The organism is Acetobacter aceti NBRC 14818, from assembly GCF_000193495.2.
In the GTDB taxonomy this organism is placed as follows: Bacteria; Pseudomonadota; Alphaproteobacteria; order Acetobacterales; family Acetobacteraceae; genus Acetobacter; species Acetobacter aceti.
On sequence record NZ_AP023410.1, the window covers coordinates 373,580 to 399,307 of the forward strand.

The following is a 25,728-nucleotide window of genomic DNA, read 5'->3' on the forward strand; positions in this document are numbered from 1 at the left end:
TGTCTTCGGAAAGGAGGACAGGGGTGGAGTGTTATAGATTTATGACACGTTAACGAATGGTCTGGTTTTCATACTCCTGTCTCATGTAATCAGATTTCCTGATGCAGCCTGTTTGCGGGGTGCGTCGTTTATTGCGCTGTCAATGTCAGCCGCGCCAGCCATATGGCGGCTGCCAGACAGGGGCCGAAGGGAATCATGACCGTCATGCTGAAGCGTTGTGCGCGAAGGGTGGTTGCAAGCGCAATCACGATGCCGAACGCGGACGCCAGCACCACCACGATCGGCAGGGCGGCGAGACCAATCCACGCACCCCCGGCCGCAAGAAGTTTCACGTCTCCACCGCCCAGTCCTGAACGCCCGCGGAGAGCCCGGTATCCGTACGCCACAAGCGCGAACAGGGCCCACCCGCAGACAGCGCCCAGCGTGCGGTCCAGCAGCGCCTCAGTGCCGCCATTCACAAACCCTTCCGCCAGACCCGCGAGCAACAGCGGCAAGGTCAGGACATCGGGCAGTCTCATGCAGATGCGATCAATCCACGCGAGCGCCAGCAACATCCAGCCGAGAAAACAGTCGGCCAGCAGAAGCGGCAATGAGAAATCAGCCTCCGCCAGCGGAAATCCCTGTTCATGAGCGGTCAGCAGGCGCGTGGCGATGACGCAGGCAGGAACGGCAAGAGCCGTGAGCTCGATCCTGAGATGGTGCGGGTCAATCCGGCTGCCGCAGGTCCGGCATTTCCCTTTCTGCAACAGGTAGGACAGGACCGGGATCATCTCATGCGGCTTCAGGACCGTCTGGCAGTCCTCGCAGTGCGAACGTCCTATTGCGAAAGATTCGCCGCGTGGGATGCGCCGCACCAGCACGCCCAGAAAGCTGCCGATAAAAGGCGCAATGACAAAGGGAACAACAGGGGCGAGGGACATCATGGCGGCGCGACAGTGACGAATTGCCTCCAGTTGAGCAAGCCGATGATGACTGTCCTCGCGTCCGGCCAATCGGGGCGTCATCATGCTGGCTGAAGCGATGGATCTGGAAGCAGCCCTTCTCGACCGGGGTGTCTGCGATGCCCGCGCCCTTGAACGCTCACGCATGGTTTCCGAGGAAACCGGACAGTCGCTGGCGCAGGTGCTGCTCCAGCTTGGTCTTGTCAGCGAAACCGATCTGTCCCGCACTTACGCCACCATGCTTGGCACGGAGGTGCTGGACACGGCGCGTATGGGCGCCATTACTGAACCCGTGATGCCGGACCAGTTGGGTGGACGGTTTTTGAGACAGGCCCGGGCTGTGCCGCTCTCCTGTGAGGGCAGAACCCTGCATCTGGTCATGGCGGACCCGCTGGATTCCTTCACCGCCGGAGCTGCTTCTCTGGCGACAGGATGTCAGGTCGTGCGGGAGGTGGCGCGGTCAGCGGATATCGAGGCGACTCTCAATCGCCTCTATCCGGAAGGTGAAGAGGACGGAGAGAGCGCCGGCGAGCCGTTGGCTGATGAAGGTGAGGCAGCCGAGGACGATACAGACCGTCTGAAAGATCTCGCCAGTGAAGCGCCGATCATCCGGTTAGTGAACCAGATCATCTTCCGTGCCGTGGAAACCAGAGCGTCCGATATCCATATCGAGCCGTTCGAGGACCGTCTTCTAGTCCGTTACCGTTATGACGGCGTGCTGCATGAAGTGGACAGCCAGAGCCCGCGTCTGACGGCAGCGCTCATTTCCCGTATCAAGATCATGGCGCGGCTCGACATTGCGGAACGTCGCCTGCCGCAGGACGGTCGCATCAAGCTGGCGGTTCGCGGACACGAAGTGGATTTCCGTGTCTCGACGGTGCCGTCGCTGCATGGCGAAATCGCGGTACTGCGTGTGCTCGATCGCACGACCGTCAGTTTCGATTACAATCGTCTCGGTCTTGCTCCCGAAATCATCTCGTCTTTTCGCGAGGCGCTGGAAACACCAAACGGCATCGTTTTGGTGACAGGACCGACCGGTTCGGGAAAGACCACGACGCTTTATACAGGTCTCGCTGGTCTCAATTCCTCCGAACGCAATGTGATGACGGTGGAAGACCCGATTGAGTATCAACTCGCGGGCATCAACCAGCTTCAGATCAGACCATCTATTGGGCTGACCTTCGCCAGCTTCCTGCGCGCCATTCTGCGACAGGACCCGGATGTCATCATGGTCGGTGAAATCCGTGACATCGAGACCGCGCAGATTGCCGTGCAGGCCGCTCTGACAGGCCATCTTGTGCTCTCGACTCTGCATACAAACTCCGCCGCCGCCGCCGTGACCCGACTGCGTGACATGGGGCTGGAGGACTATCTTCTGACCGCCGTTCTGCGCGGAATTCTGGCCCAGCGTCTTGTGCGGCGGCTTTGTCAGGAGTGTCGTCGTCCGGAAGAGGTTTCTCCGGAACTGGCGGCGCGACTGGGGCTGGACCCGCAAGCGCGGCACACGTTGTGGCATCCGGTCGGCTGCGCGCATTGCCGCCAGACGGGCTACAAGGGACGAGGCGCTGTCGCTGAATTTCTCCAGCCTTCGCGTGAAGTGACACGTCTGATTCTTTCTGGGGCGGACCACTCGGAAATCGAGCGTGCGGCTGTGGCGGAGGGCATGAAGACCATGTTCCATGCCGGTTTGCAGGCCGCCCTAAAGGGTGAGACGTCGCTTGAGGAAATCAGCCGTATCGTCGGGCATGACGAATGACGTCCACACTGGCTGATACAACAGGTCCGGAAGTCTGGCGTTATCAGGCGGTCAATGCGGAAGGCCACGTCGTCCACGGCGAGATGACGGCCAGTTCGGAGACACAGGTTACCAGTCGTCTACGTCGTCAGAATCTGATGGTCATGAAGATTGCCCCGGCGACACGCGGCGGGGCGCTGGCGGGCGAGATTCTCTCGCTTCTCGGCCGCAAGAAGGATCTGCGTCTCAAGTCAGGTGAAGTCGCGGATTTTACCCGTAAGCTGGCGACGATGCTGACGGCTGGACTGGATCTTGACCGCGCGCTGCGTTTTCTGGGCGAAACGGCGGTTGGACCACGCAATGGACGGGTGATCGGGTCCTTGCGTGACCGCGTGCGTGACGGTGAGTCGTTTGCCGATGCGCTGGAAACGATGCCCGCAATTTTCTCGAAACTCTATGTCGGTCTGGTAAGGGCAGGTGAGGCGGGCGGTGCGTTAGGTGATGCTCTGCTGCGCCTGTCGGACCTGCTTGAGCGCGAGCGTAAGCTGAAAGCGACCGTGCAGTCAGCGATGATCTATCCGGTTGTGCTTATTGTTGCGTCGGTTTTTTCCATTGCGTTGTTGCTGACCCATGTTCTGCCGCAGTTCGTACCGCTGTTTGAGGAAAATGGCGCGTCTCTGCCGCTGGCGACAAAGATTGTTATTGTCGCAGGAGATTTCCTGACGGCGTGGGGTATGCTGCTGCTTGTGGCGGGACTGGTGCTGGTTGCGTGTGTGCGGATTGCCTTGCGGAAACCTGCTGTCAGACTGGCGACAGACAGGTTTCTGCTGCGTGTTCCTGTGATCGGAACGTTGCTGAGTGAGATCATGGCGGCGCAGTTTACCCGGACACTCGGCACATTGATGCGCAACGGCGTGCCGCTGGTTGGCGCGCTTCGTATAACGGAAGGCGTTATCAGCAACTCTGCCGGCGCGACTTGTCTTTCGGAAGCCACGCGGGATGTGCGGGAAGGGCGCAGTCTGGCTTTCTCGCTTGAGCGTACCAAAATCTTTCCCGAAACAATGACGCATTTTCTCAAGGTGGGTGAAGAGACAGCGCAGTTGGCTCCTATCGCCTTGCGGTCGGCCGATATTCATGAGGAAGCCAGCCGCGTCACCATCCAGCGTCTTCTCGCCATTCTTGTTCCTGCGATCACCATCATCATGGGTGTTCTGGTGGCGGGTATCGTGTCGGCGCTTCTCCTTGCCATGCTGAGCCTTAATGACCTCGCACACTGATGAATCCTCTCGATCATCAGAGGCTGGTTTCACATTGCTTGAAATCATGGTGGTGCTGGTGATCGCGGGACTGCTGATGGGCATGGCTTTGGAACGTGGGCCGATGAAGAGCGACGCGCTCACCTTCGCCACCGCCCGGTCACGCGTGCTGGACAGTCTGTATGAAGCGCAGATGCTCTCGGAAACGACTGGCGAGACCGTCATGCTGGAGGTGAATACGCCTACTTCCCAGATTGTGACGGTGCATGATCATGTCCCGCAGGTTCGTCGGATTTCGGGGCCAGCAAGAATTCTGCTGCCAAAACCTGGTGGAGGTTTTTCTCCACGTGGTGATTATCGTTTTACGGCGGATGGTGGCGTCTCCGGTCCGGCACTTGTGGTGACGTTGGGAAAACATCTCTGTCTGATCAGGGTCAGCCCCGTCACGGGGCGTATTGAAGCCGATGAAGGCTGATCTGATGGCTTTGTCGAAACGGGAGGAAAAGGGCTTCACACTGCTGGAAGTCATCATTGCCCTGATGATTTCCGGCTTTGCCTTGGCGGCGATGCTCGGATCGCTGGAGGCAGGGCTGGCGAGTGGCAGTCGCGCCCAGCGGGATCTTTATGCGACCTCGCTGGCCAGATCTCAACTTGCGGGTGTGCTGTCCACTCTTTCCATGCGTCCGGGCTCACAAAGCTACGATCTGGAAGGGCATTATCATTCGAATGTCGAAATTCGCCAGATTGCGGATGCCCCCACCAAGGATGGTGGTGACAGGATCGGGTTGTTTTCGATTTCCGTACAGATTCATCAGGATGGAACCGGGCGATCTGTCACTCTGACAAGCAGGGCAGTGCGTCCATCGGTGCAGGAATGAAGGACGACGGCTTTACGCTTCTCGAAATTCTTGTTGTGACGGTGGTCTTCGGTCTGCTGTCGGTCGCCTTGTGGGAAGGGATTGGTGTGGGCACGCATGGATGGTCCATGGCCGAGCATCGTCATGATGACGAGATGGCCGGGCAGGGGATTGAGGATGCGTTGCGGCGATTGATTGAGCGGGCCGATATTCCGGACAATGGCGGAGCAGGCAGGTTTTCCGGGCAGGGCGACCGTTTGCGTGTCATAGCGTGGCTTCCGGAAAAAAACGGCTATGAAAAAGAGGTCGAGGCGGCCTTTGGGGTAGATGCGCACCACGAACTTGTTGTGCGCTGGCAGCCCTACCGACGGGCAAACTGTCCTGAGCAGCCAGAGGCGTTACACGAAGAAATTCTGGCTCGCGGTATAAGCGCGATCGATTTTTCCTATTATGGTTTGCAAGGGGGACGACATGTCTGGCAATCGAACTGGAACAGTCCGTATTTGCCCCTATTAGTCAGGGTTCAGGTGCACTTCCTGACTGCTGGAAGAAGTTGGCCAACGATGATGATTCGCCCGTTGCTCAGTGGCGCAGAGGCGCGTTGAGGCGGGAAGGGCAGCGTTCTTGGGACGCCACGAAACGGTCATCATTTATTCATTGTTGTTTCTTTCGGCACGCCGTTATGGGGCAGAAACAGTTGGGACGGAGCAATTCCAGTCAGCCTGAGCAGCACAGGTCAGTTTGCAGAGTTTAACATCTCCTTCTGTTCTCTTTGAAAAAGGTTCTGTTGTGACGGTCAGATCACGTCTGTCTATGAGGGTAGCTGGAGGTGTTGCTCTGGCCTGGTTGATGTGTTGGCCAGTTTTTGCACAACAGGCTGTCGAGACCGACACCCCTACATCGGCACCCTCAGATTCCGGAGAAATCAGCGAAGACGTCAATAAAATTCTGGATCGTCCTCTTTTTGAGCCGGATCGACGCCACAAAGGCGTTGCTCATGAGGAAAATGGTGAGTTCCACCTTGTCGGCATTTCAGGACATGCCGGTATGTGGAAAGCAATTTTCAAACCAGACAAGGGTGAGGGTAAAAGTGTCGTTCTGACCGGGAATGAAAAGGTGAATGACTGGACGATTGCGTCCATTGATCCTGCCGGGGTCAATCTTGCTCAGGGTGAGAAAACAAAGAGGATTTCAATCATGTTTTCAAAACGTGCAGTGCCTCTTGTTCCTGAAAAAGTTAAGGGGACAACGGCGCACGTCATGAGTGCGGACAGTCCTGATTCGCACCTGACGTGGTGAATCCTGCTTTGAAATACTGCAATTTGTTTCAGACGAGTGTCTTTCACAAAATGATAACACTACATGAAAATTCTTTCATTTACTTAACGCCCTGTTTCCACCACCCCAGCCGGGGCCGGTTGATCGGAGTGGTATTCAGGTGAGCCAGATGTCTTCGATAACCGGTCATACCGTGCGAAAAGAAAGGTTCCGTGACGTGTTTGTAAAGCGCACGCGGCTTGCACTCTCAACTCTGCTGTCTCTGTCTGTCTTTTCCCCCGTGTCCGGCCACGCAAGTGACTGGAACATCTGGTCTGGCGGTCAGCAGCAGTCCAGCTCTTTCGGGAATACGTCCCAGACAAGAACCCCTATCAAGCATCTTGTTGTGATCTATCAGGAGAACGTCTCCTTCGATCACTATTTCGCAACATACCCCAAGGCGACCAACCCGACCGGTGAGCCGAGCTTCCGTGCGCAACGCGGTACGCCTGCGGTGAACAACCTGCAGACCAGCAACCTGCTGCAGCAGAACCCAAATACCAATACAGCCAATGGCACTGGTGCGGCGCTTCCTTTCCGTCTGGATCGCACACAGGCCAGCACGGCCGATCAGAATCATGCTTATACGGCCGAGCAGATGGCCTATAACAACGGCGCCATGGATCTGTTCCCGCTCTATACCGGTTCCGGTTCGTCCGGCGGCGTTGGCGCGTTCGGCACCAAAGGTCAGGTTCTGGGTTATTACGACGGCAACACCGTCACCGCTTACTGGCGCTATGCTCAGCGCTTCTCCATGAGCGATAACGCTTTCACCGACACCTACGGTCCGTCGACACCGGGTGCGCTTGAAGTCGTCTCCGGCCAGACCAACGGCCTGAAGCTGATTGCGACCACGCAGAGCCCTTCCACAAAAGAGAAATCTTCCGCCTATATCTCTGACGGTCAGGGCGGCTGGACGATGATCAATGACATCGATCCGGGTTATGACGCCTGCTCATCCACGACCAATCAGGGCATGATGACGGGCCGCAACATCGGTGACCTGCTCAATGAGCGTGGCATCACCTGGGGCGGCTTCATGGGTGGTTTCGACCTGACTCTGAGCAACACGGACGGATCGACCGGCTGTAAGCGGACGACCTACTCCACCATCGTGTCGGAAAATGTTGCGGATTACATCCCGCATCATAACTGGTTCCAGTATTACGAGAGCACGTCCAACCCGACACACGCCCGTCCGCACTCCGTCAAGTCGATCGGTTACACCTATATTCCGGGAACTTCCAAGAAGGATCCGGCTAACCACGAATACGATCTGAAGGACTTCTACAAGACTGCCAAAGAGGGCAATCTTCCGGCCGTTTCTTTCGTCAAACTGCCGGCCTATCAGGACGGTCACGCCGGATATTCCGATCCGCTTGATGAGCAGGTTGGTGTGGTCGATGTGGTCAACCTCCTGCAGAAGCTGCCGGAATGGAAAGATACAGCTATCCTGATCGCTTATGACGACTCAGACGGCTGGTATGATCACGCTTATGTTGCGCCGACACATGGTTCGTTTGACTCCTCGGCTGACCAGCTGAACGGTGCAGGCGTCTGCGGTTCGGGCACGGCGCCGAAAGGTGTTGAAGGCAAGGCTGTCAACGGTCGTTGCGGACCGGGAACGCGTGTTCCTCTGATTGCGATTTCTCCCTACGCGAAAAGCAACTATGTCAGCCACACTCTCGTGACGCAGGCTTCCATTGTTCGCTTTATCGAAGATAACTGGCTGGGCGGTAAGCGTCTTGGGCAGGGATCATTCGACGCCACCGCGGGCAAGATCGACGATCTGTTCGACTTCAACCGCCGTTCGAACACGGATCAGCTGATTCTTGATCCGGATACCGGTGACATCCGTTCGGGACAGATCTCGGGCAATGGTCACAACGGTTCATCGTCTCATAGTGATGACTCTCCGTTCGGTGGAAGCAGCAACAACTCTTCCTCCAACCAGAGCTCTTCAAATAGCGGTCTTTCAGGCCTTCTGGCTGCAATCTGGTCGTTCCTGTCCCAGTATGTCTAATCTCTCGCGTTCGATGCAGCCCGTTCTGGGCTGCATCAGTTTGCTTACACTTTTGTGGGCAACACCTGTCCTGGCGCAGTCCGGGACAGGTTCCTGCCTGCCTGCGCCGGACGGCAGCAATCCATGTCCCGTAGAGCTGCTGAAGCCCAAGATGCAGCCGCTTTCGCAAATGGCCTTGATCGGGAAGCAGATATTTAATGATCCGCTTCTTTCCGGTTCAGGGAAGCTTTCCTGCGCTTCATGTCATGAGCCGACAAACCATTATGCGCCTTCAGGAAATTCCCCGGTTTTTTCCGGTGGAATGCAACTGAACAAGCAGGGTAGGCGGGCGGTTCCAACGCTGACCTATTCTGAACGACGTCCAAATTTCAGTATTGGTCTGGATGATCCGACCAGCGAGGCAGCTCCCGCTATCGTCGCCAATGTAGGTGGTGCTGAACGTGGTGGTAAAAGTGCCACCAATAACGCTGCATCTGCTGGAAACCTTGTGCCGCAGGGCGGTCTTTTCTGGGATGGGCGTGCTGACACCCTGCAACAGCAGGTGCTTGGTCCTCTTTATGATCCTGCCGAGATGGCTTCTTCACCGCAAAAGGTGATCGAACGCATTAGCAGCGCACCCTATACAGCCGATCTCAAGCAGTTGGCTGGTATTGCAGGCCAGGCGTCTCCTGAGTTTCTTCTGGCCGAAGCGATGTTTGCTCTCGCTCGGTACCAGATCGAAGATCCAGCCTTTCACCGATATAACAGCAAGTTTGATGGATGGCTTGAAGGCAAGGAGAACTTCACGCCGATTGAACGCGCTGGCTATCTGGCGTTCAATGACCCGCAAAAAGGGAATTGTGCTGCCTGCCACGTCGATACGGTGTCTGGAAACCGTCTGCCACCAGTCTTCACTGATCATCAGTATGAAGCGCTAGGTGCCCCAAGAAACATGCAGATCGCGATGAATCATGATCCTGCCTATTTTGATCTGGGCGTGTGCGATCGTCAGCCGGATGGTCGAACGTCACTCAGTCTGTATTGCGGCATGTTTGCGACACCGACTTTACGAAACTCAGCAACGCGTCATGTGTTTTTTCACAATGGAGTCTTCCATTCCCTTGAGGATGTTCTGGATTTCTATGCCTTGCGTGATCTGGAGCCTTCGAAGTTTTATCCAGTAGGAAAAAATAAAAAGGTTCAGAAATATAACGATATTCCAGATAAATATCGTCAGAACCTCGATACACTGGATGCGCCATTTGATCGTAAGGCCGGTGAAAAACCAGCAATGACCGAGGATGAACGTGTCGCGATCATTGCATTCCTGAAAACTTTAACGGACAGATAGACCTTCTCTAAGCTGTGTCATTTTTCGAAAATAATAATTCCCGAACACGGGTCGATGGGTTGTAGCTCATCGACCCGTGTTCGGTTTTTGACGGATCATGTCTATTGCCGGATTTATGGATCGGGAGCATCGCACCAATGCGAGAAACTGGTTCAGGTTACCATCGTGTAAAATATTGCTTCGACACAGCCGCGATCCACAGAAGTAACATTCAGCTTTATGACAAAAGAGAAATAAATTCTCCTTCGAATGGGTGGAGTTCATGTTGGCGAAACAGGCGTCTGATTTCTTTTTCTTCGACGCTCTTGATAGGCAGGCAGATTTACCGGCCTCGTCCGCAAAAAAACTTGAGACCAACTTCGTTCGAAGAAGCAGCTGTTTCCCAAGTGTCAGGGCAGACATGGCGATACATATCAGACGACTTTTCAGTCAAAAGACAGAAAGTATTGCCGGATAATCATATTTTGAATTTTGAAGAGATTTTTATTTGGCTGGGGGACCTGGATTCGAACCAGGGCTGACCGGGTCAGAGCCGGTAGTTCTACCGCTAAACTATCCCCCAGCAGGGATCAGAACTTGGTGTGAACCGCGTTCCGTCGGTGTGAGCGGGCTAATAGCACCGCATTTTTTGTGGCACAACCCCTTTTCTCGATTTTATAGAGTACGAAAAATTTTTGCTTGCCGGAGCGGCGTGTTTGCTGAAATAGTGTCTTAAATTTGCATCAACCTTTATCACAAAAAGGAACCAGACGATGGACCTGACAGGCGCCTGGCTCCGAAGCCAGAAGGCGCTCGATACTCTTTCTCCAGCGCCACTTTTTCCTGCCTCACCCACACCCGACAGAACCACAGGTGTTTCTGTCAGTGCCCGCTCGGCTGGAAGCTTGCCGAACCCGCTTGTCGAGACAGCCTCGCCGGTCGTTGCGCTGCCGTCTCCGCTGATAAAAGAAGGGAAGAGCGCACGAGAACGCTCTGAAGGTTGGGGGCAGGGTGGCTCCTGCGCTGCTCTGGATCTGGGGACCAACAATTGCCGCCTCATGGTTGCCTCCCGTACGGAAGGTGGCTTTCGTGTGCTCGACAGCTACAGTCGTATTGTTCGTCTCGGAGAAGGGTTGCAGCGGACGGGTGAATTGAATGCCGCCGCCATGAACCGCACTCTTGAGGCGCTGCATACATGCGTGGGCAGGCTCGGACGTCATCGTCCGATCCGTCTGCGGGCTGTAGCGACGGAAGCCTGCCGCCGTGCGCGTAATGGTCTGGCTTTTGTCGAACGGATCCGGCAGGAAACCGGTTTCGAATTCGAGATTATTTCCGGCAAGGAAGAAGCTGAACTGGCTGTCGAGAGTTGCTCAGCTCTTCTTTTCGACCCTGTGTGGAAACGCCCGGTAACTCCCGCGAGAGAACCTCAATCCGAGCAGGACTGGGGGCTTCTGCTGGATGTTGGCGGCGGGTCGACAGAAATCGCATGGATGCAGCTGGATCAGGCCACCCGGAAACATACGCTCGCAGGCTATATCAGCCTGCCGATTGGCGTCATCACGCTTGCTGAACAGTTTCCTCATCGGCGACCGGGCACCTATCGGGCGATGGTTGAGATGGTCAGGGAAAGTCTGGAAGCATTCGAAGAGACACATCAGATCTGCCGCTATATCGCAGAGGACCGTGTGCGGGTTGTGGGAACGAGCGGCACAGTTACGACGCTGGCCAGTCTCGATCTCGATCTGCCCCGTTATATCCGTCAGGCAGTAGACGGTTATCGCCTGCAGCCGGACAGTGCCAGACGCGCCATTGGCCGTCTCCATCGCATGGGGATGGACGGGATGCGGGTGCATCCCTGCATCGGCTCAGAACGGGCCACCTATGTCATGCCCGGCTGTGCTATTTTCGAGGCGTTTCTGTCGCTTTGGTCCAGCAGTGTCGTGGTGGCGGACCGGGGGCTGCGAGACGGGTTGCTTCTGCGTATGATGCGCGAGGAGAAAAACGGCCTGCATGCTGGCCGAACTTGGCCGCATGTTCCGCGCTCCGATGGGCGTCAGGCCACACCTGACTGAGGTTTCAGTCGATCCAACCAGCAAAGTACAGTCAGACGTGACATCGAAAACTCCACCATCAGGCCCCAGCAAGCCTGCTTCCGCTCAGGCAACGCGTGTGCCGGGCCGTCGCGCCATCAGGGTGACGGCCACTCCCGGCGGCAAGAACAACGAATCTGACAGTCTGGCTGCCCGTTCGGTTCGCTCCAAAACCGTAACCCTGAAGAACACCCGAAAGAAAACAACGGCGCAGCAGCGCTGGCTGGCCCGTCAGCTCAATGATCCCTATGTGGCCGCTGCCCATAAGCAGGGATGGCGGTCCCGCGCAGCATTCAAGCTGATTGAAATTGACGACCGTTTTCATCTGATCAAGCCGGGTCAGCGCGTGGTGGATCTTGGTGCGGCTCCGGGCGGCTGGACACAGGTTGCGGTGAAACGCGGCGCTTCGCATGTGATCGGTGTGGATCTGCTGCCAGTCGATCCTGTTGCCGGTGCGGAAATCATTGAAGGTGATTTCACTGACCCGGAACTTCCTGATCGTCTGATCGAGATGCTCGGTGGGAAGGCCGACCTCGTTCTGTCCGATATGGCTCCAAATACGACGGGGCATGCTCCGACGGATCACATGCGGATCATCGGTCTTGCGGAAGGGGCGCTGGACTTTGCGTTCGATGTTCTCGCGGAAGGTGGCGGCTTTATCGCCAAGGTTTTTCAGGGCGGTTCAGAGAAGCAGATGCTTGAGCCGATGAAAAAACTTTTCGCTTCCGTACGTCACGTCAAACCGCCTGCGAGCCGTAAGGATTCCAGCGAGTTATACGTCGTGGCGACAGGATTTCGCTCGGCACGGCTGGCGGAAGTCAGAGCCGAGCAGAACGAGCGGCGCTGACATAATTTGAAACCATTCCTCTTTCGCCCCGTTGGGACAGAACAGAAGGAGGAATGAAGATCATGGCAACAGCAAACGCTCAAAAATAGAGAACACGTTTCTCACCATTATCGAGACATTGCTGCCTGTGCAAAGAAACCGATTGGCGATCGGACTGTGACGCCAGCCTATGAAGGCGACGCGGAGAAGACGATCGGATTGACCAGCTTGGCGGTATCCCCGACATGAACCCTGCCGGACTGGCCACGCGTTCCAATGCCGAATATGGCAAGCCGGATAAGCTGGTTGACATGATCAAGCAGAACCTCATCGCTGAGCGGATCGCAGTTGAGCACTACCGTGAACTGGTCCGCTATTTCGGAGACAAGGATCCGACGACACGGATCATGCTGGAAAAGATTCTGGCTCAGGAAGAAGAGCATGCGACTGACATGCACGACTTCCTTGTAGCTCACGAAGGCACTCCGTTCCTCAAGGATTGAGACCCTTGCAGGCTTTGCTCCTGAAAGTGGAGCAAAGCCTTTTTTCGTCAGACAATCTGGTTGATGAGGGGTTTTCCTTCCACCAGTCGTCTGACATTTTCATGCAGAATGTCAGCTACTCGGCTTTCATAAGCCACAGTATCGCCAGCGCAATGTGGTGTGATCAGAACATTGGGCATGGACCAGAGCGGCGATGTTTCGGGGAGAGGTTCCTGCTCGAACGTGTCCAGAGCGGCCATGCCAATCTGTCCTTTCCGCAGAGCTGCGATCAGATCAGTTTCCACAATAACTGAACCGCGAGCGACATTGATCAGGCAGGCTGTAGGCTTCATGCGCTTGAGCAGGTTACCGTTCACCAGTCCTCGGGTTTCCGGTGTCGCAGGGCAGGCGAGGATCACGTAATCCGCCTTTTCAACAGCCTGTGGAAGCTGATCGTCACTGACGGTGGTGATGGCCAATCCTGAATCAGCAGTCACATTCTTTCGGACAACAGTGACGGTCTGACCCAGTGCAAGGCACATAGTTGCCAGTCTTGCGCCAATGGCTCCAAATCCGACAATCACCACATGGGTTCCGGCTATTTCATGACGCCGCTCGCTCCGATCTCGTGCAAGCTTGCGCCAGAAGGATTGACGCTGGTCATCCCGCGCCTCCCACAATCTACGGGCATGACTGAACATCAGGGCAATGGCGTGTTCAGCAACGGCGTTGGCGTTCACACCCCGCGCACTCGCCAGATGAACGCCGCGTGCTCGAAATGCTTCCGTATCATACTGCTCGACGCCAGACGTCATGGTCTGGAGAAGCTTCAATTGTGGTGCAAGAGCCAGAAAACGGGGCTCCCACAGCGTCATCGTCACAAGAATGTCCGCCTCGGTCAGTGCCGGGACGAGTTCTGTCTTGTTTTTTGCCCAGACACAGTCAGTTGGCTCAGCCCATTCATCCACCAGTGATTTGATGTCGAACGATGAATGGGCAATGACGATTTTCGGTTTTTTATTGAACCAGAAAGACACAGGCTTTCTCCCGCCATGATACTGGCGATAAGCATCTCTCCGTCATCTGGTAAAATGCAACAGACGTTGTTGCGATCAGCGTTTCCCTGACGGTGCTGTTTCCAGAAAGTAGCGCGCAAGACGATCGAATTCAGCGATATTCAGCGTTTCCGCACGGCGGGCGCCATCAATCCCGGCAGCCTGTAGAAGGCGTTCTCCACCTATTCCTTTGAGCGAGCCGCGCAGCATCTTGCGCCGCTGACCAAAAGCCGCTGCCGTCACACTTTCCATGGCCCGGAACAGTTCGGGAGATGGCTGCTCGTCATGCGGGGTAATTTCCACGACAGAGGACCAGACTTTCGGGGGCGGTGAAAAAGCGCCGGGTGGGAGGCGCATGACCTGTGAACAGGTCGCGCACCACTGGGAGATGACCCCCAGTCGTCCATAATGCTCGCTTCCCGGTTCCGCGCAGATCCGTTCGGCGACTTCAAGCTGGAACATCAGCGTCAGTCGCTCCCACTGGGCCGCCTGTCGCAGCCAGCCAATCAGAAGAGGGGTGGCGACATTGTAGGGAAGGTTCGCCACAATCCGGCGAGGAGCCGGGCAAAGCGTCGTGAGATCCAGCGACGTAGCGTCGGCCTGAACGAGTTTCAACCGATCCGGGGCTTCCGCAACCAGTTCTTCGATAACGCCGATTGCGCGGGAATCGACTTCAACGGCAGCGATGGAAGCAGCCGGACTGTCCAGCAGCGCCCGTGTCAGGCCACCCGGACCGGGGCCTACTTCTACAACATGGCGGCCCTGAAGGGGGCCGGACAGTTCGACAATCCGCTCGGTGATGCCGGGGTCAAGCAGGAAGTGCTGGCCCAGCGAGTGACGGGCCGCAAGATTGTGGCGGTTGATGACGGAAGCCAGAGGCTCCCGGGAAGAGAGATTTGCCACTGATCAGGGCGCCGTCGCCACGCGCATATCGATGACGGCCCGGCGGTGCAGATCACGATCAAGCTGGCGGGCCGTCTGTTCGACGCGCTCGTTCAGAAGCTGATCCGCGATTTCACTCGGTGAACGATCCGCGAAGTTCTTGGTCTTCTTGCCGCAGACCATCAGGATGTCGATACCTTCCTGAGAGACCAGTGGTCGCGTGGGTTTGCCAATCGGTAGACCCGAGAGAATCTGCTGCATCTGGGGGTTGAGCCGTTCAAGCTGGAGTTCGCCCGGATTGGTCGGGCGGACCTCGCCAAACTGTTTGTTGGCAGCAGCAAGTTCGTCACAGGAATGCACGCTCTGAGTAAGACGCACAGCTTTTTCCAGCGTCTGCCGCTGCTGCTCTGTGGGGGCCTGTGGATTAAGCGGAGTCGAGAACGGCAGGAACGCCTGTCGGGCGTCAAGCAGTGTTCCCAGCTGATGCCCTATAATCCGTTTCCCCAGAACCGTTGCGATGACATAGCCACCGGCGACCTTGATGGGATTTGAAATCGCGTCTTCCGGCATCTGACGCACCATCGTCACCACTTCCGGGTCAAGGCTGTCTTCCTGAACCCATCCCAGCGATCCGCCGTCAAGCGCACTCTGCGCCTGCGAGAACTGCGCCGCGACAATCGGGAAAGGGGCTCCACGACGCAGTTCCTGAATGATGGTCTCGGTGAATTTCAGCTCATTTTCGCTGTGTCGCGGGTCGGCGACAGGCACAAAGATTTCGCTAATGAGATATTCCGGGCGACCCTGCTGCCTGCTCAGCGCTTCCTGTCGCTGGGCGATTTCAAGCGAGGTCATGCGGGCCTTGGCGCCAAGCTCCTGACGAAGAACCTGCATCCAGCCGATCTGTACACGGATCTGGTCGATCAGCGTCGTCAGGGAGACCCCGTCCTGCGCCAGTCGGTTGCGGAGCGTGTTGGGCTCCATGCCGTTGCGCCGCTCAATGTTGGAGATGGCCTCGGCAATCTGCTCGGGCGACACATTGATGTGGCGGGAAAGGATTTCCTGCGTGCGCAGACGCTCGTCGATCAGCTGGCGCACGATCTGTGGACGCAGACGCTGCATGATGTCTTCGCTCAGCGGCAGGCCGGTGGACAGCACGAACAGACGCCCGCGATTATCAACGTCGCGCTGTGTCAGCGGCTGGCCGTTGATGACGGCGATGATGGTGTCCTGCTTGTTGCCCAGAGGCTCCAGCTGCGTCGCATCAGAGTCCTTGGCCGTGCTGGTCTCTTCCTGAGCGGGAGCAGCAGTATCCACATCATCCTGCGTTGTCTGTGGCTGATGATGATGCCGCAGGTTCGCTGCGTGAACAGGCTGTCCGATTATCAGACTGGAGACGGAACCCAGCGCGACTACGAGGGCCAGGGCGGAACCTGTCACGGAAAGGCTCAGTCGCATACAGCTTGGTCTCTCACCTGATCGATTGGAGAAGTCATTGTTATCCAATCGCATGAATTTTTGAAGTGGACCCGAACGATCCCGTAGAAGGTTCATGATTTATTTGATGCCGAAGGCACCGATCGTCTTGAGTGTCAGCGTGAACAGCACGGTTGAATAGCGCTGCTGACCGCCAATTTTTGTGTATTGTTTCAGATACATCAGATCGAGCCCGAAGCAGTCGTTCATGTAGCCGATATTGCCGCCGACAGAGGAGAATTTGTGACGCGACAGCGCACGCCGTACAAAAAACGAGCCGTGCCAGTTTCGCCAGGTTGCGGAAGCGCCGCCGCTCAGCTCGTTTATGGGCGCATAATAGAGTGATGGCGGCGAGCCGCCATTCCGGAAGTCGTTCACATAATAATAGTATGGTGTGACCGGTTCCCGGACATATCCACCGAAAAGACTGACATAAGGTATGCTGACGTTGAAGAGCGCATCGGCAAAATTAACGCGTCCGGTGTAAGGATCAACCCGTGCCCGTCCTGTAACGCTGAGGTGACTGATCGGATCGATGCGCGCCCGGCCCACCACATCGGACAGATGATGATTAAGACCGGAATAGGGCAGGCGATCGTGCTGAACATGCTCCTGGAAGCTTTCACCAACCAGCACATCCACCACATGCCCGTTCCACGTCCAGTTGCCGTGGACGCCGACATTGGCACGCAACCCGCCGTCGATCCGGTCGGTTCCCTGATAGCGGTTCAGGGCGAAGAGTGTTGAATCCGTAAATTCGTAACTCAGACTGTCTTCATTGGGCAGACGACGGTCCACGCCTCCACCCTGATTGGGAGCGTAGATTGCCTGAACGATCGGTTCCAGAATCTGGCTGCCGTGACCCTTCATGAACTGACGGACAAACGGCCAGTTCATCTTGACTGCGAGTGTCGGCACAACCTGACCGGCTGTCGTGCTCTTCATGTATTTATAGTAGTTCGGCTGCTGATAGAGCTGGGAGGCATGATAAAGCATGCTGTCCAGCCGCGCCGTGACGAGGAACTTCTGTCCCCAGCTGCTGCGGAACGGACGATCCCAGTTTATCTGAACCTCTCCGCGCTGATCCCGTGTGCCCTGAGTACGATAGACATAAAAGTCGTTGCTGTTGACTGACAGCCGTCCACCAAGGATATCGGGCTGATTGACAAGACTGTATTCGTAATGCGGCAGCACGAACGGCAGTTCGTTGTTACGAATGACACCCCGGTTCAGGCCCTGATAGAACTGGGCGTCGAGCTTCGAGTAGGCTCCCGTGCCAAAGCCTTCAAGATAAGCCATGGAATTGAGGGTGTCGCCACCGTAGCCTGGCACACGGTAGTCACGCATATAGTTGGCGCTTGTTGCGATACGCCCATCGAAACCGGCGCGCCATGTGGGGGTGAGCGTGAACATGCCACGCCCGAAGATATAGCCCTGCACGCCGTGGTCGTTCTCGGCGCCGACAGATTCACCGAAGCCGTTTGTGTAACCACTGGATCTGCGTGTGTCATCAGCAAGACCTCCCATGATTCGCAGGGAGCCGAAATTGAATGCCTTGCGGTACAGGGCGCTGATCTGGGGACCTGTCTTGGTTGAAAAGAGCCCCTTCACCGTCAGGTCAGAGGAGTCATCGATTACCCAGTAATAGGGGATGGTGAAATAGGTGCCCAGATAGCGGTCATGCGGTGTGATGCCGGGAATCAGGAAGCCACTGTGACGTTTGGCTGATGGATCGGTCATGGAGAAATAGGGAAGGTAGAAAACCGGGATCCCGTAGATATCCATATAGGTGTCACGGAAATCGATGTTCTGGTGCTGGAGATCCTGTGTCGCGCTATAGGAGCGCAACTGCCAGAATGGCGCACGTGTCGGATCTTTCGCGCAGATTTCACAGGCCGTGTAGACGGCCCGGGTCAGGTCATTGACCTTGCCGCCTGTGCGCCGCATGCCGTTGGCCGCCAGCTTGGCATTGTCCACCATGGTCGCATTCACATGCGTCATGATGCCGTCCCGCATGTCGCCGCTCAGTTCCGCATAGTGGGAATACAGGACGGACCCATCAGGCTGGCTGGAGGCGACATTGCCGCTGGCGGCAATGATTCCCGTGTTGCGGTCATAGGTGATCTTGTCGGCCCGCAGGATGTGATCGGCCTGCCAGACCTGCACATTGCCCGTCCATGTCACGACGCCAGCATGATCATCGTAACTGACATGATCCGCCTGAAAGGTGGCGGGCTCATTCTTGGACGCGGAATTGCTGCTGCCCGGATTGAAATGCATGGGGGTTGGTGTGAACTGCGCGTGGGCCTTGTGCCCGAACAGTCCGCAGGCAGCTGCGGCTGACCCGAGGCTGAGGCTCATCCACAGAAAACGTTGCCCGATATGAACCGTGTCACAGCGCTGACTGGTTCTTCCCGACCGCCGCATAAGGGCAGCCCTCAGGCGCCGCAAACGACGCGAAAGCTGTCTCTCGGAACGAGGTGCGGGAAAGGGCAATCAGCCGTCCTCCAGGTGCAGTAAGAGCGAGACAGCCAGACAGAGGCCTGCGCCCGTCGGTGCCCAAGCCGCAAGCAGAGGCGGCAAGGCTCCCGAGTTACCAAATTGTTCAGCAACTTTCGAGACCGTGAAGAGCAGAAACCCTGCGCCGACCCCGGAACCGATCATTTTGGCAACACCTCCACGTCTCGTCGGCCTCATGGAGAAGCCTGCGGCCACGAGAGACATGGTTCCTGCAAGGATGGGAAGAGCCAGAAGAGACTCAAAATGTAACCGGTGCCGAATCGAAGAAAATCCAGACCGGTCCAGCATCGCTATGAAATTCGGCAGCGCCCAGACGGACAGCGTTTCAGGAGAGGCAAAACTTTCCTGCACGCGATTGAGCGTGAGATCGGTCGGCAGGGTGATGATGCGGGTCGCACCGGGTAATTCGTAAGGATGAAGCTCGCTGGCGTTATCAAGCTCCCAGTGGCCCGGAGCGAGATGCCCGGCTGGAGCCTCGATACGGAAAATCAGATTCCCTTCATGGTCCAGACGGAAGACACTGATATCGTGAATCGTCAGGAGTGCGCCGTCGAGATGCGTATCGCGTGAATGCAGGATGGCCACACCGTGCGGATCAAGCTCCGTGTCGAGCTGGCGCAACCACAGCGACGCGCCAGCCATGGTCAGAGGGCCGCCGCCTGAGCGCAGATACTGTTCGTCCAGCGCCTCGGCCCGGGCGTACATGATCGAGGACAGCGGTGACACGGCAGCCGTGGTCAACGCGCCCATCGCCAGCGCGCAGGCGAGAGGAGCCGCCAGAAACTGCCACGCGGAAATACCCGCTGCACGGGCGACAATCAGTTCGGAAGACCGGGTCAGACGCCAGAAGCAGATGATCCCGCCCAGCAACACGCCGAACGGCATGATTTCCATGAAGAAATATGGAATGTGCAGCCCCGCGATTTCCGTCACCAGACTGGTCGGCACGTCGGTCTTTGTGGCGACACGACGCAGCAGGTCGATGAAGTCGAACAGGCAGACGATGCCCGTCAGAAAGGCCGTCATCGACAGGACGGAAAACATGAACTGCCGCGCAATATAGATGGACAGCGTCACCGGAACGGTCGTGAAGAGCATGATCAGCCTTCCTGCGTCTGCCGGACGATCGCGGCTGTTTCACGGCCAGCCCTGATTTCCGGACCGAACAGAAGGACCGCGCAGATAAAGGCGGGAGCGGCTGACTCAAGCAGAATCAGGGGAATCAGCGCCATGTTCCGTCCCGCCAGATTTTGCAGCATCAGATTGAGCGCCAGCAGTCCGACAACGCTCAGAATGGCGCCCAGAGGACGGGTGATGTTGCCGTGTCGCGAGAACGCACCGCGCAGGATGGCGACAAGGGCGATCATGGCGAAGGAAAACGCCGTGAGCGGGGTGGTGATACGCCGCCAGCCCTCCACGGCCAGCTTGCCACGGTCGCGGATATTGATCTGCGTCAGATCGGGATGCAGCAGCTCGGACAGGGACATCTCGGACGCGTCACGCGACCGGTTTTCCTGATTTTTGCTGGAGGTCAGGTCGATGGTGTTGCGATCAAACAGCAGCATCGTCAGCCGCCCGGTCCGGTGATCGATCTCCTGACGGGAGCCGTCATAGAGTACCACGCGCGGCTGGTCGTTGACCACCAGCATTGTGCCTCTCTCGGCAAAGATCGTCGCACGGCTGTTCGCCACCCGGTCATCCTCGATCATGATGCCTTTCAGCGAGCCATCATGTCCGCGTTCGCGCACATAGACCGTCAGGGCATCCGATACCTTGGTGAAAACACCGTCCTGCAACATGAAGGCAGCCATCTTGTTGCGGATCTGGAACTCGTACTGCTTGAACTCGTGATAGGACGCCGGAACGATCCACAGATTGAGTGTGAAGGTCACGACCATGGCGACGGTCGCGCAGATCAGTCCCGGTCGGGCAAGCGCGAAAGGGGACAGGCCCGCCGCCTGCATCACCGTCAGTTCCCGGTCGCCCGAGAGGCGGTGATAGACGAACAGCGTGACGACAAAGGTCGTGATCGGCAGCACCACGGCGACGAACGACGGCACCATCAGGCTGGTTAGTTCCAGAAAGACCCGGAGCGACAGGCCGCGCCCAACCACCAGCGAGACGAAGCGCAGCGACTGGGTCAGCCAGATCAGCGCTGACAGCCCACCCGTGGTGGCGATGAGCGCCAGAAAAAGCTGGCGCATCGTATAACGATCAAGAGTGGTGAATCTCAGCACTGGGCAGACGGTTCCTCATGCTCCACGCGCCGGACTGGCGGAGAGGCTAAAGACACGCCTGCCAAACGAGTGCTCCCGGCGAAGAGCAATCCATCGGATTGCAGCGCAGGGCTGTCCGGAAAAGAAGCACGGTTGACCATGCGGCCTGTTTACTCCTTCGGCTACGGATACGGAAAGACCTTCGGGAATGAGCCTATAGGATCAATTGTAACGGATTGTCATCTCTTGTGATCAATCCGCGCTGCCAGCCTCGGACGCACCGCCAAGCGAGCCGGTCGAAAAAGCCAGACTCGTCGCAGCGATCAGCGCGGCAAAGTAGGCATCTGACTGACTGATTGTGGCATCCAGCAGGCCGTTCTGGGCAATTGTCGCCTGTGTGATGGAACCAACACCGCTTCTATAAGCCGTAAAAGCGGCTTTGAAGCTCGTCTGCGCGGCGGTCTTCAGCCGGGAAGAGGCTGTATAGGCGCTCAGACTGGTGTGGACCGCGTTTTCGGCGACCACGACCTGCCGGACGGCCTCGTTGACCGTCTGCTGCAAGGTGGCGTTGGCGCTGTCCGACTGGTTCTGCGCCTGCTTGAGAAACGCCGCCCGCATCCCGCCATCGAAAACCGGCACCGAGATGCCGCCAAGGATCAGACTGCTGAAACGGTTGCTGGACAGGTTCAGCGTGGGATTCGAATCATTGCCGATACCCGGCACCGACGACAAAGCGAGGCGTCCGGTCGTGTAGGCGACGTTGCCGGAGAGGAACACCTTGGGGAGAAACTCGCTTTTCGCCGCTGAAACCCGGCTGTCGGCAGCCCGCGCTGTTGCGTAAGCCGCAAGGACATCCGGCCGACGCGACACGGCGGTTTTGACCATTTCGTCCGTCAGGCGTCCGTCATCAAGCGACAGGGTGCGACCGGACACATCCATGGTGTCGACCTGCGACTGACTCGACACGCCCATAGCCGTCATCAGGGCCAGACGAGTATTTTCGACTTCTCCCTCAGCCTGAACGACACGCAATTCGTCCTGCGAGGTGATCTGCTGCGCCTGCGTGACATCGACAATCGTGCCCTGTCCCTGCTTCAGGCGGGCTTCCGCTGCCGCCTGCACGCGACGGGCGTTGACGAGGGCTTCCCTCAGAAGACGGAGCCGGGTCTCTGCCGCTGCATGGGTGTAGAAAGCGGTCGTAACGCCGTAGATGATCTTCTGATGGGACGCTGTGAACAGGATGTTCGAGGCGATCTGCACCTGTCTGGCAGCTTCTATGCTGGCTTCCCGTTTTCCGAAGTCAAACAGAAGCCACTGCATGCCGAGAGTCTGGACTTCGCCCGAGCCTGATCCGCCGCCCCCATTATTGCGTGTGTAACGATCGAGATTATCAAGCCCGTTATTGATAAGGCCACCGACTGCTCCGGCGTCGCTGATCGACGCATTCGAATCGGAAGTGTGGCTATGGCTGTAGCCTCCCACCACTGTAGCTGTCAGTTGCGGGAGGTAGATGCTTTTGGTGATCCCGACGGCAAGGGCGGCATCCCGGGCCGCATTCCAGGAGCGCCGTGTTTCGGGATTACGCGACTGGGCGACATCAATCAGTTCCGCCAGCGAGTAGGGATGATCCTGCCGTGCGATCAGCTCGGGAGACTGGGCGTGTTGCAGGGCATCCTTGTTGGCCGGAAGCGTGAAGCCTTCAGGAAGAACCAGACCGTGGTGAGGGTGTCTGTCTCCCTGATCCGAGGAAATGATGGCGCCTGATTCGGAGGTTGTAGGAACCCACGGCCTGTCCGGGCTTTGGGGCGCAGTCGCAAGTTCGGATGTCGCGCATCCGGCCAGCAAAACGATGCAGGGCAGGGTGAACACGGCGCGACTGTTCATGAAATGACGCTTTCCAGATGGGCGAGGCGGGTTTCCGCGTGTGGTCGGGCGGCGGGATCGAGCAGAGCCGCGCTGATGATTTCGGCCTCGTGAAATAGACCGTCCAGTTGTTCAAGATGCTCTATATCGGCGCGTATGTGGTCGGGTTCTGCAAAGGCATATTCACTCTGACGCTCGGCAAGTGAGACGGCTTCCTGCACGTTGGCAGCCTGCGCGAGCCGGTCTGCTTCCGTCACTGCGTCCCGCTGTTTTCCCAGCCGTTGCACGATGGTCCTCAGGCGGGCGTCGATGCCGTCAAAGGCGCTGCTGGGCCAGAAGCTTGTGAACATGGCGTAGGTCAGGAAATTTCCCAGCATGATGCCCAGAATACGGTCGCGGGCCGTAGCCATGTCGGTCGTTGGTCCATAGCCCTTCAGATCGGTCAGATAAAAGGCGATGCCGATCTGAAATCCGGCATAGGCGATGCGCTCGTCGCCCGTCTTGATCCATGCAGCAAGGAGGGAAACCACGAAAACCAGACACAGAAACGAAGTGATGTCATTGAAGTGCGGGATCGCGAAGATGATGGCGGTAATCCCGATCGCGCCGCCGATCAGCGCGCCGACAATGCGTAGCGTGAGCTTGGAGATCATCTCACCCATTGTCGGTTGGGCGACGATGAAGCAGGTAATGATGCAGGTATGGATGCCCTGCCAGTTCAGGATGCTGAAAATGAAATAGCTGAGCATGACCGCTGCCGTGCCTTTGACGGCGAAGCGGGTATGGTCCGGGTTAGTGAAGGCGTCCGCTGCAAAAAAGCCGCTCTTTGGCTCTTCTGTGTTGGTCTTCTCACTGGCTTTTTCGGGAGGAAGAACGGTAAGCATCCCGAGAATGTTCGCCATCGCCTGATAGGGCGGTTGTCCATCACTCAGCGCCGGATTTGCGGTGCTTTCCGGACAGATACCTTTTTCGAACTGGTCGGCGGCAGCGTTCAGTGCATCAATCAGAGACAGCGGCGGTTCACGGGTGGCAGCTCCTTCGGGGAGGCAATCCGTCAGCGCCAGAGAAAGCAGCCCCTCACTTGCATTGGCCGCCTGTTCCAGACGAGCCAGTTCTTCCGGTGCCCAGATCTTTTCCAGCCGCGCCATTTTAAGGGATTTGAGGAGACCACTGGCCCCTTCGCGTAGCAGGTCGGTGGCGCGCTCCTGTGTGATGTCATCCGAGCCGCAAAGCAGAGCAGCGCTCATCCGCAGACGGGCGGCAATCCCCTGCATGGCGATGGTGCGGGGCGATGGGCAGATCAGCAGACCGATCACCAGCATCACCAGACCGGGCACGGCGAGGAAGAGATCGACATAAAGAATGGCTCGGGTGATGAGTTCGCCGTTCGGCACCTGATCGATCGCAATCAGCCCGAACACAACGCAGAGGCCGAGCATGTAGGCGACCGGTTTGAGCTTGCTGGCTGATCCGAGGAAAAAGAAGCAGAAAGACAGGCCGGCGATGGCGGCTGTCAGCGCCATCGGGTTATCCAGCGTGAGCCGGATCCAGAGATAGACAAAGGCCAGCAGCAGAATGATCAGGATATTGACCGCCACGCCTGCCAGCGCGTTGGTCACACGGTCCTTCTGCCACAGCGCCATGGTGACGAGGGCAGGGACAGCGAGGTCCGGAACCTGCCAGATCTCGCCAACAAGCACAGTCACCGTGCATCCGGCGGCCATACGCAGCGCGTGGCCCTGACGCCCCGGCGACGGGTTACAGACCATCCGCCACAGACGCAGGAGACCGGGTTTCCCCAACGAGAAGCTGGTGTCAGTGGCAGGACGAGCCATGCCGTATCTCAAAAGTCGCCGTAGCTCCGACACGGAGCAGGGTCGGATCGGTGTGATCCAGTGTGACCCTGACCGGGAATCTCTGCGCCACATGCACCCAGTCCATCTGGCGAGGCACGATCGGTAACCCTCGCGCCAGTCCAGCGGAATCCAGCGACATGACGCCAAAACCGATGCTGTCCACCACGCCGTGAATCGGCTTTGTGCGATCGATCATGGAATACACCGTGGCGCAGTCGCCCGGATGGACCGTCGCCAGATCGGTCTCGCGCAGGTTGCCGACAGCATGCCATTCATCGTCCGTGATCAGGGTGAACAGCGCCTGCGCCGGGGCAAGCACTTCACCTGTCTTGACGCGCAGGCTGGTGACATATCCATCCGCTGGCGCTTTCACTTCCGTCTGGGCAAGTTCGTAGCGCACACGGGCGAGGGCGGCGGCGCTGGCGTCGCGGGCGGCGATGGAGCTTTTCAGATCGCCAATGGCCGTCGTGGCCGCGACAGACTGCTGGGTCGCCTGCGCCAGCGAAATCTCCGCGTTGCGGGCAGCAACCTGTGCCTGATCGTATTCCTGCAAGGGGATGTAGGAATTTTGCGCGAGGGGAGCGAGGCGTCTGACCGTGCGGGCTGTCAGATCACGGTTGGTGGTTGCGCGATGGACCTGATCCTGCGCCGAACTCGCCTCGACCGTCTTGATGGTCACCAGACGCTCCTGATGCTCGACTTCGGCCTGCGCCAGAGCTGCGTTCGCTTCAGCCTGCCTGAGCGTCAACAGGTAAGGTTCTGGGTCAATCCGGTAGAGCAGATCACCCTTATGAACGTGCTGGTTTTCCTGCACATGCAGTTCGATCAGACGTCCCCCGACGACTGAGGCCACATGCACTAACTCGGCATCAATGGAAGCGCTGTCCGTGGAAGGATAGGCCGTGTCCTGATGTGCGATGTGAATCCCGAACAGGATAGCGGCTGTGATGCAGACGGCGGCGATCACGATGCCCGGTTTGTTGCGGTTTTTTCGGGTTTTCGGCGGGGGAGTAGCGGTTTGCATGGG

At 57.6% G+C, this 25,728-nt stretch carries 20 protein-coding genes, 1 tRNA gene and 1 pseudogene; 11 read left to right on the forward strand and 11 right to left on the reverse strand.

The features are described from left to right. Nucleotides 1–128 precede the first annotated feature (128 nt). Nucleotides 129–1,007, reverse strand: a complete 879-nt coding sequence (locus EMQ_RS01725) for a prepilin peptidase (protein WP_010666390.1) — start codon at nt 1,005–1,007, stop codon at nt 129–131. Between EMQ_RS01725 and EMQ_RS01730 the strand changes: the two genes are divergently transcribed. The 8 genes from EMQ_RS01730 (at nt 1,006) to EMQ_RS01765 (ending at nt 9,459) form a co-directional block, all read left to right on the forward strand. Next, entirely contained in the window at nt 1,006–2,697 is a 1,692-nt protein-coding gene (locus EMQ_RS01730; RefSeq protein ID WP_018308561.1) for a GspE/PulE family protein, read from the forward strand. The two genes, EMQ_RS01725 and EMQ_RS01730, sit on opposite strands and share 2 nt — an antisense overlap. Further along, nucleotides 2,694–3,953, forward strand: coding sequence for a type II secretion system F family protein (locus tag EMQ_RS01735; RefSeq protein WP_010668322.1), 1,260 nt, complete (start codon nt 2,694–2,696; stop codon nt 3,951–3,953). The genes EMQ_RS01730 and EMQ_RS01735 overlap by 4 nt, the downstream gene beginning before the upstream one ends. Then, nucleotides 3,937–4,407: a type II secretion system protein gene (locus EMQ_RS01740; protein WP_081471014.1), complete on the forward strand. Its 471-nt coding sequence runs from the start codon at nt 3,937–3,939 to the stop codon at nt 4,405–4,407. Before EMQ_RS01735 ends, EMQ_RS01740 begins: the two co-directional genes overlap by 17 nt. Before the next feature lie 4 nt (nt 4,408–4,411). Then, on the forward strand, nt 4,412–4,810 hold the full coding sequence (locus EMQ_RS01745) for a type II secretion system protein (protein WP_231368022.1): 399 nt from the start codon (nt 4,412–4,414) through the stop codon (nt 4,808–4,810). Then, the gene (locus EMQ_RS01750; protein WP_010668325.1) at nt 4,807–5,394 is read left to right on the forward strand and encodes a prepilin-type N-terminal cleavage/methylation domain-containing protein; all 588 of its coding nucleotides are present in this window, start codon (nt 4,807–4,809) and stop codon (nt 5,392–5,394) included. Before EMQ_RS01745 ends, EMQ_RS01750 begins: the two co-directional genes overlap by 4 nt. 136 nt (nt 5,395–5,530) lie before the next feature. Beyond that, on the forward strand, nt 5,531–6,088 hold the full coding sequence (locus tag EMQ_RS01755; RefSeq protein WP_132012068.1) for a hypothetical protein: 558 nt from the start codon (nt 5,531–5,533) through the stop codon (nt 6,086–6,088). Between the two features lie 148 nt (nt 6,089–6,236). Then, nucleotides 6,237–8,129, forward strand: a complete 1,893-nt coding sequence (locus tag EMQ_RS01760; RefSeq protein WP_010667112.1) for a phospholipase C — start codon at nt 6,237–6,239, stop codon at nt 8,127–8,129. Continuing rightward, complete coding sequence (locus EMQ_RS01765; RefSeq protein ID WP_018308559.1) at nt 8,122–9,459, forward strand: cytochrome-c peroxidase; 1,338 nt, start codon at nt 8,122–8,124, stop codon at nt 9,457–9,459. Before EMQ_RS01760 ends, EMQ_RS01765 begins: the two co-directional genes overlap by 8 nt. Nucleotides 9,460–9,947: 488 nt before the next feature. On the opposite strand, the gene EMQ_RS01770 is transcribed toward EMQ_RS01765, so the two are convergent. Next, nucleotides 9,948–10,021, reverse strand: a tRNA-Gln gene (locus EMQ_RS01770). Between the two features lie 190 nt (nt 10,022–10,211). Here EMQ_RS01770 and EMQ_RS01775 point away from each other — a divergent pair. The 3 genes and pseudogenes from EMQ_RS01775 to EMQ_RS01785 form a co-directional block, all read left to right on the forward strand. Then, nucleotides 10,212–11,510 (forward strand): Ppx/GppA phosphatase family protein, encoded by a 1,299-nt coding sequence (locus EMQ_RS01775; RefSeq protein WP_018308558.1) that lies wholly within the window; start codon nt 10,212–10,214, stop codon nt 11,508–11,510. Then, nucleotides 11,449–12,375, forward strand: coding sequence for an RlmE family RNA methyltransferase (locus EMQ_RS01780; RefSeq protein ID WP_018308557.1), 927 nt, complete (start codon nt 11,449–11,451; stop codon nt 12,373–12,375). The genes EMQ_RS01775 and EMQ_RS01780 overlap by 62 nt, the downstream gene beginning before the upstream one ends. A gap of 191 nt (nt 12,376–12,566) precedes the next feature. Continuing rightward, nucleotides 12,567–12,857: pseudogene (locus tag EMQ_RS01785) on the forward strand (ferritin-like domain-containing protein); the annotation flags it as partial. 47 nt (nt 12,858–12,904) lie between these two features. Here EMQ_RS01785 and EMQ_RS01790 read toward each other — a convergent pair. From EMQ_RS01790 to mdtN, 9 genes are all read right to left on the reverse strand, one after another. Continuing rightward, a complete protein-coding gene (locus tag EMQ_RS01790; protein ID WP_018308556.1) occupies nt 12,905–13,873 on the reverse strand; it encodes a D-2-hydroxyacid dehydrogenase in 969 nt (322 codons plus the stop codon). Nucleotides 13,874–13,948: 75 nt separating this feature from the next. Next, complete coding sequence (gene rsmA, locus EMQ_RS01795) at nt 13,949–14,794, reverse strand: 16S rRNA (adenine(1518)-N(6)/adenine(1519)-N(6))-dimethyltransferase RsmA (RefSeq protein ID WP_010666991.1); 846 nt, start codon at nt 14,792–14,794, stop codon at nt 13,949–13,951. Between the two features lie 3 nt (nt 14,795–14,797). After that, complete coding sequence (locus EMQ_RS01800) at nt 14,798–16,228, reverse strand: peptidylprolyl isomerase (protein WP_010666992.1); 1,431 nt, start codon at nt 16,226–16,228, stop codon at nt 14,798–14,800. A gap of 99 nt (nt 16,229–16,327) precedes the next feature. After that, nucleotides 16,328–18,607, reverse strand: a complete 2,280-nt coding sequence (locus tag EMQ_RS01805; RefSeq protein ID WP_231368020.1) for an LPS-assembly protein LptD — start codon at nt 18,605–18,607, stop codon at nt 16,328–16,330. A gap of 135 nt (nt 18,608–18,742) precedes the next feature. Beyond that, nucleotides 18,743–19,864, reverse strand: coding sequence for an LPS export ABC transporter permease LptG (lptG, locus tag EMQ_RS01810; RefSeq protein ID WP_010666994.1), 1,122 nt, complete (start codon nt 19,862–19,864; stop codon nt 18,743–18,745). A gap of 2 nt (nt 19,865–19,866) precedes the next feature. Further along, on the reverse strand, nt 19,867–21,003 hold the full coding sequence (lptF, locus tag EMQ_RS01815; protein WP_010666995.1) for an LPS export ABC transporter permease LptF: 1,137 nt from the start codon (nt 21,001–21,003) through the stop codon (nt 19,867–19,869). Nucleotides 21,004–21,234: 231 nt separating this feature from the next. Next, nucleotides 21,235–22,866: a TolC family protein gene (locus EMQ_RS01820; RefSeq protein ID WP_010666996.1), complete on the reverse strand. Its 1,632-nt coding sequence runs from the start codon at nt 22,864–22,866 to the stop codon at nt 21,235–21,237. Beyond that, nucleotides 22,863–24,680 (reverse strand): FUSC family protein, encoded by a 1,818-nt coding sequence (locus EMQ_RS01825; protein WP_010666997.1) that lies wholly within the window; start codon nt 24,678–24,680, stop codon nt 22,863–22,865. The genes EMQ_RS01820 and EMQ_RS01825 overlap by 4 nt, the downstream gene beginning before the upstream one ends. Beyond that, nucleotides 24,661–25,725: a multidrug transporter subunit MdtN gene (gene mdtN, locus EMQ_RS01830; protein ID WP_010666998.1), complete on the reverse strand. Its 1,065-nt coding sequence runs from the start codon at nt 25,723–25,725 to the stop codon at nt 24,661–24,663. The genes EMQ_RS01825 and mdtN overlap by 20 nt, the downstream gene beginning before the upstream one ends. Between the last annotated feature and the right edge of the window lie 3 nt (nt 25,726–25,728).

Coding starts and splice junctions, on each gene's coding strand:
- EMQ_RS01730 (WP_018308561.1), top strand. CDS start 1,006: ATGCTGGCTGAAGCGATGGATCTGGAAGCAGCCCTTCTCGACCGGGGT.
- EMQ_RS01725 (WP_010666390.1), bottom strand. CDS start 1,007: ATGATGACGCCCCGATTGGCCGGACGCGAGGACAGTCATCATCGGCTT.
- EMQ_RS01735 (WP_010668322.1), top strand. CDS start 2,694: ATGACGTCCACACTGGCTGATACAACAGGTCCGGAAGTCTGGCGTTAT.
- EMQ_RS01740 (WP_081471014.1), top strand. CDS start 3,937: ATGACCTCGCACACTGATGAATCCTCTCGATCATCAGAGGCTGGTTTC.
- EMQ_RS01745 (WP_231368022.1), top strand. CDS start 4,412: ATGGCTTTGTCGAAACGGGAGGAAAAGGGCTTCACACTGCTGGAAGTC.
- EMQ_RS01750 (WP_010668325.1), top strand. CDS start 4,807: ATGAAGGACGACGGCTTTACGCTTCTCGAAATTCTTGTTGTGACGGTG.
- EMQ_RS01760 (WP_010667112.1), top strand. CDS start 6,237: ATGTCTTCGATAACCGGTCATACCGTGCGAAAAGAAAGGTTCCGTGAC.
- EMQ_RS01765 (WP_018308559.1), top strand. CDS start 8,122: ATGTCTAATCTCTCGCGTTCGATGCAGCCCGTTCTGGGCTGCATCAGT.
- EMQ_RS01775 (WP_018308558.1), top strand. CDS start 10,212: ATGGACCTGACAGGCGCCTGGCTCCGAAGCCAGAAGGCGCTCGATACT.
- EMQ_RS01780 (WP_018308557.1), top strand. CDS start 11,449: ATGCTGGCCGAACTTGGCCGCATGTTCCGCGCTCCGATGGGCGTCAGG.
- EMQ_RS01800 (WP_010666992.1), bottom strand. CDS start 16,228: ATGCGACTGAGCCTTTCCGTGACAGGTTCCGCCCTGGCCCTCGTAGTC.
- EMQ_RS01805 (WP_231368020.1), bottom strand. CDS start 18,607: ATGAGCCTCAGCCTCGGGTCAGCCGCAGCTGCCTGCGGACTGTTCGGG.
- lptG (WP_010666994.1), bottom strand. CDS start 19,864: ATGCTCTTCACGACCGTTCCGGTGACGCTGTCCATCTATATTGCGCGG.
- EMQ_RS01820 (WP_010666996.1), bottom strand. CDS start 22,866: ATGAACAGTCGCGCCGTGTTCACCCTGCCCTGCATCGTTTTGCTGGCC.
- EMQ_RS01825 (WP_010666997.1), bottom strand. CDS start 24,680: ATGGCTCGTCCTGCCACTGACACCAGCTTCTCGTTGGGGAAACCCGGT.
- mdtN (WP_010666998.1), bottom strand. CDS start 25,725: ATGCAAACCGCTACTCCCCCGCCGAAAACCCGAAAAAACCGCAACAAA.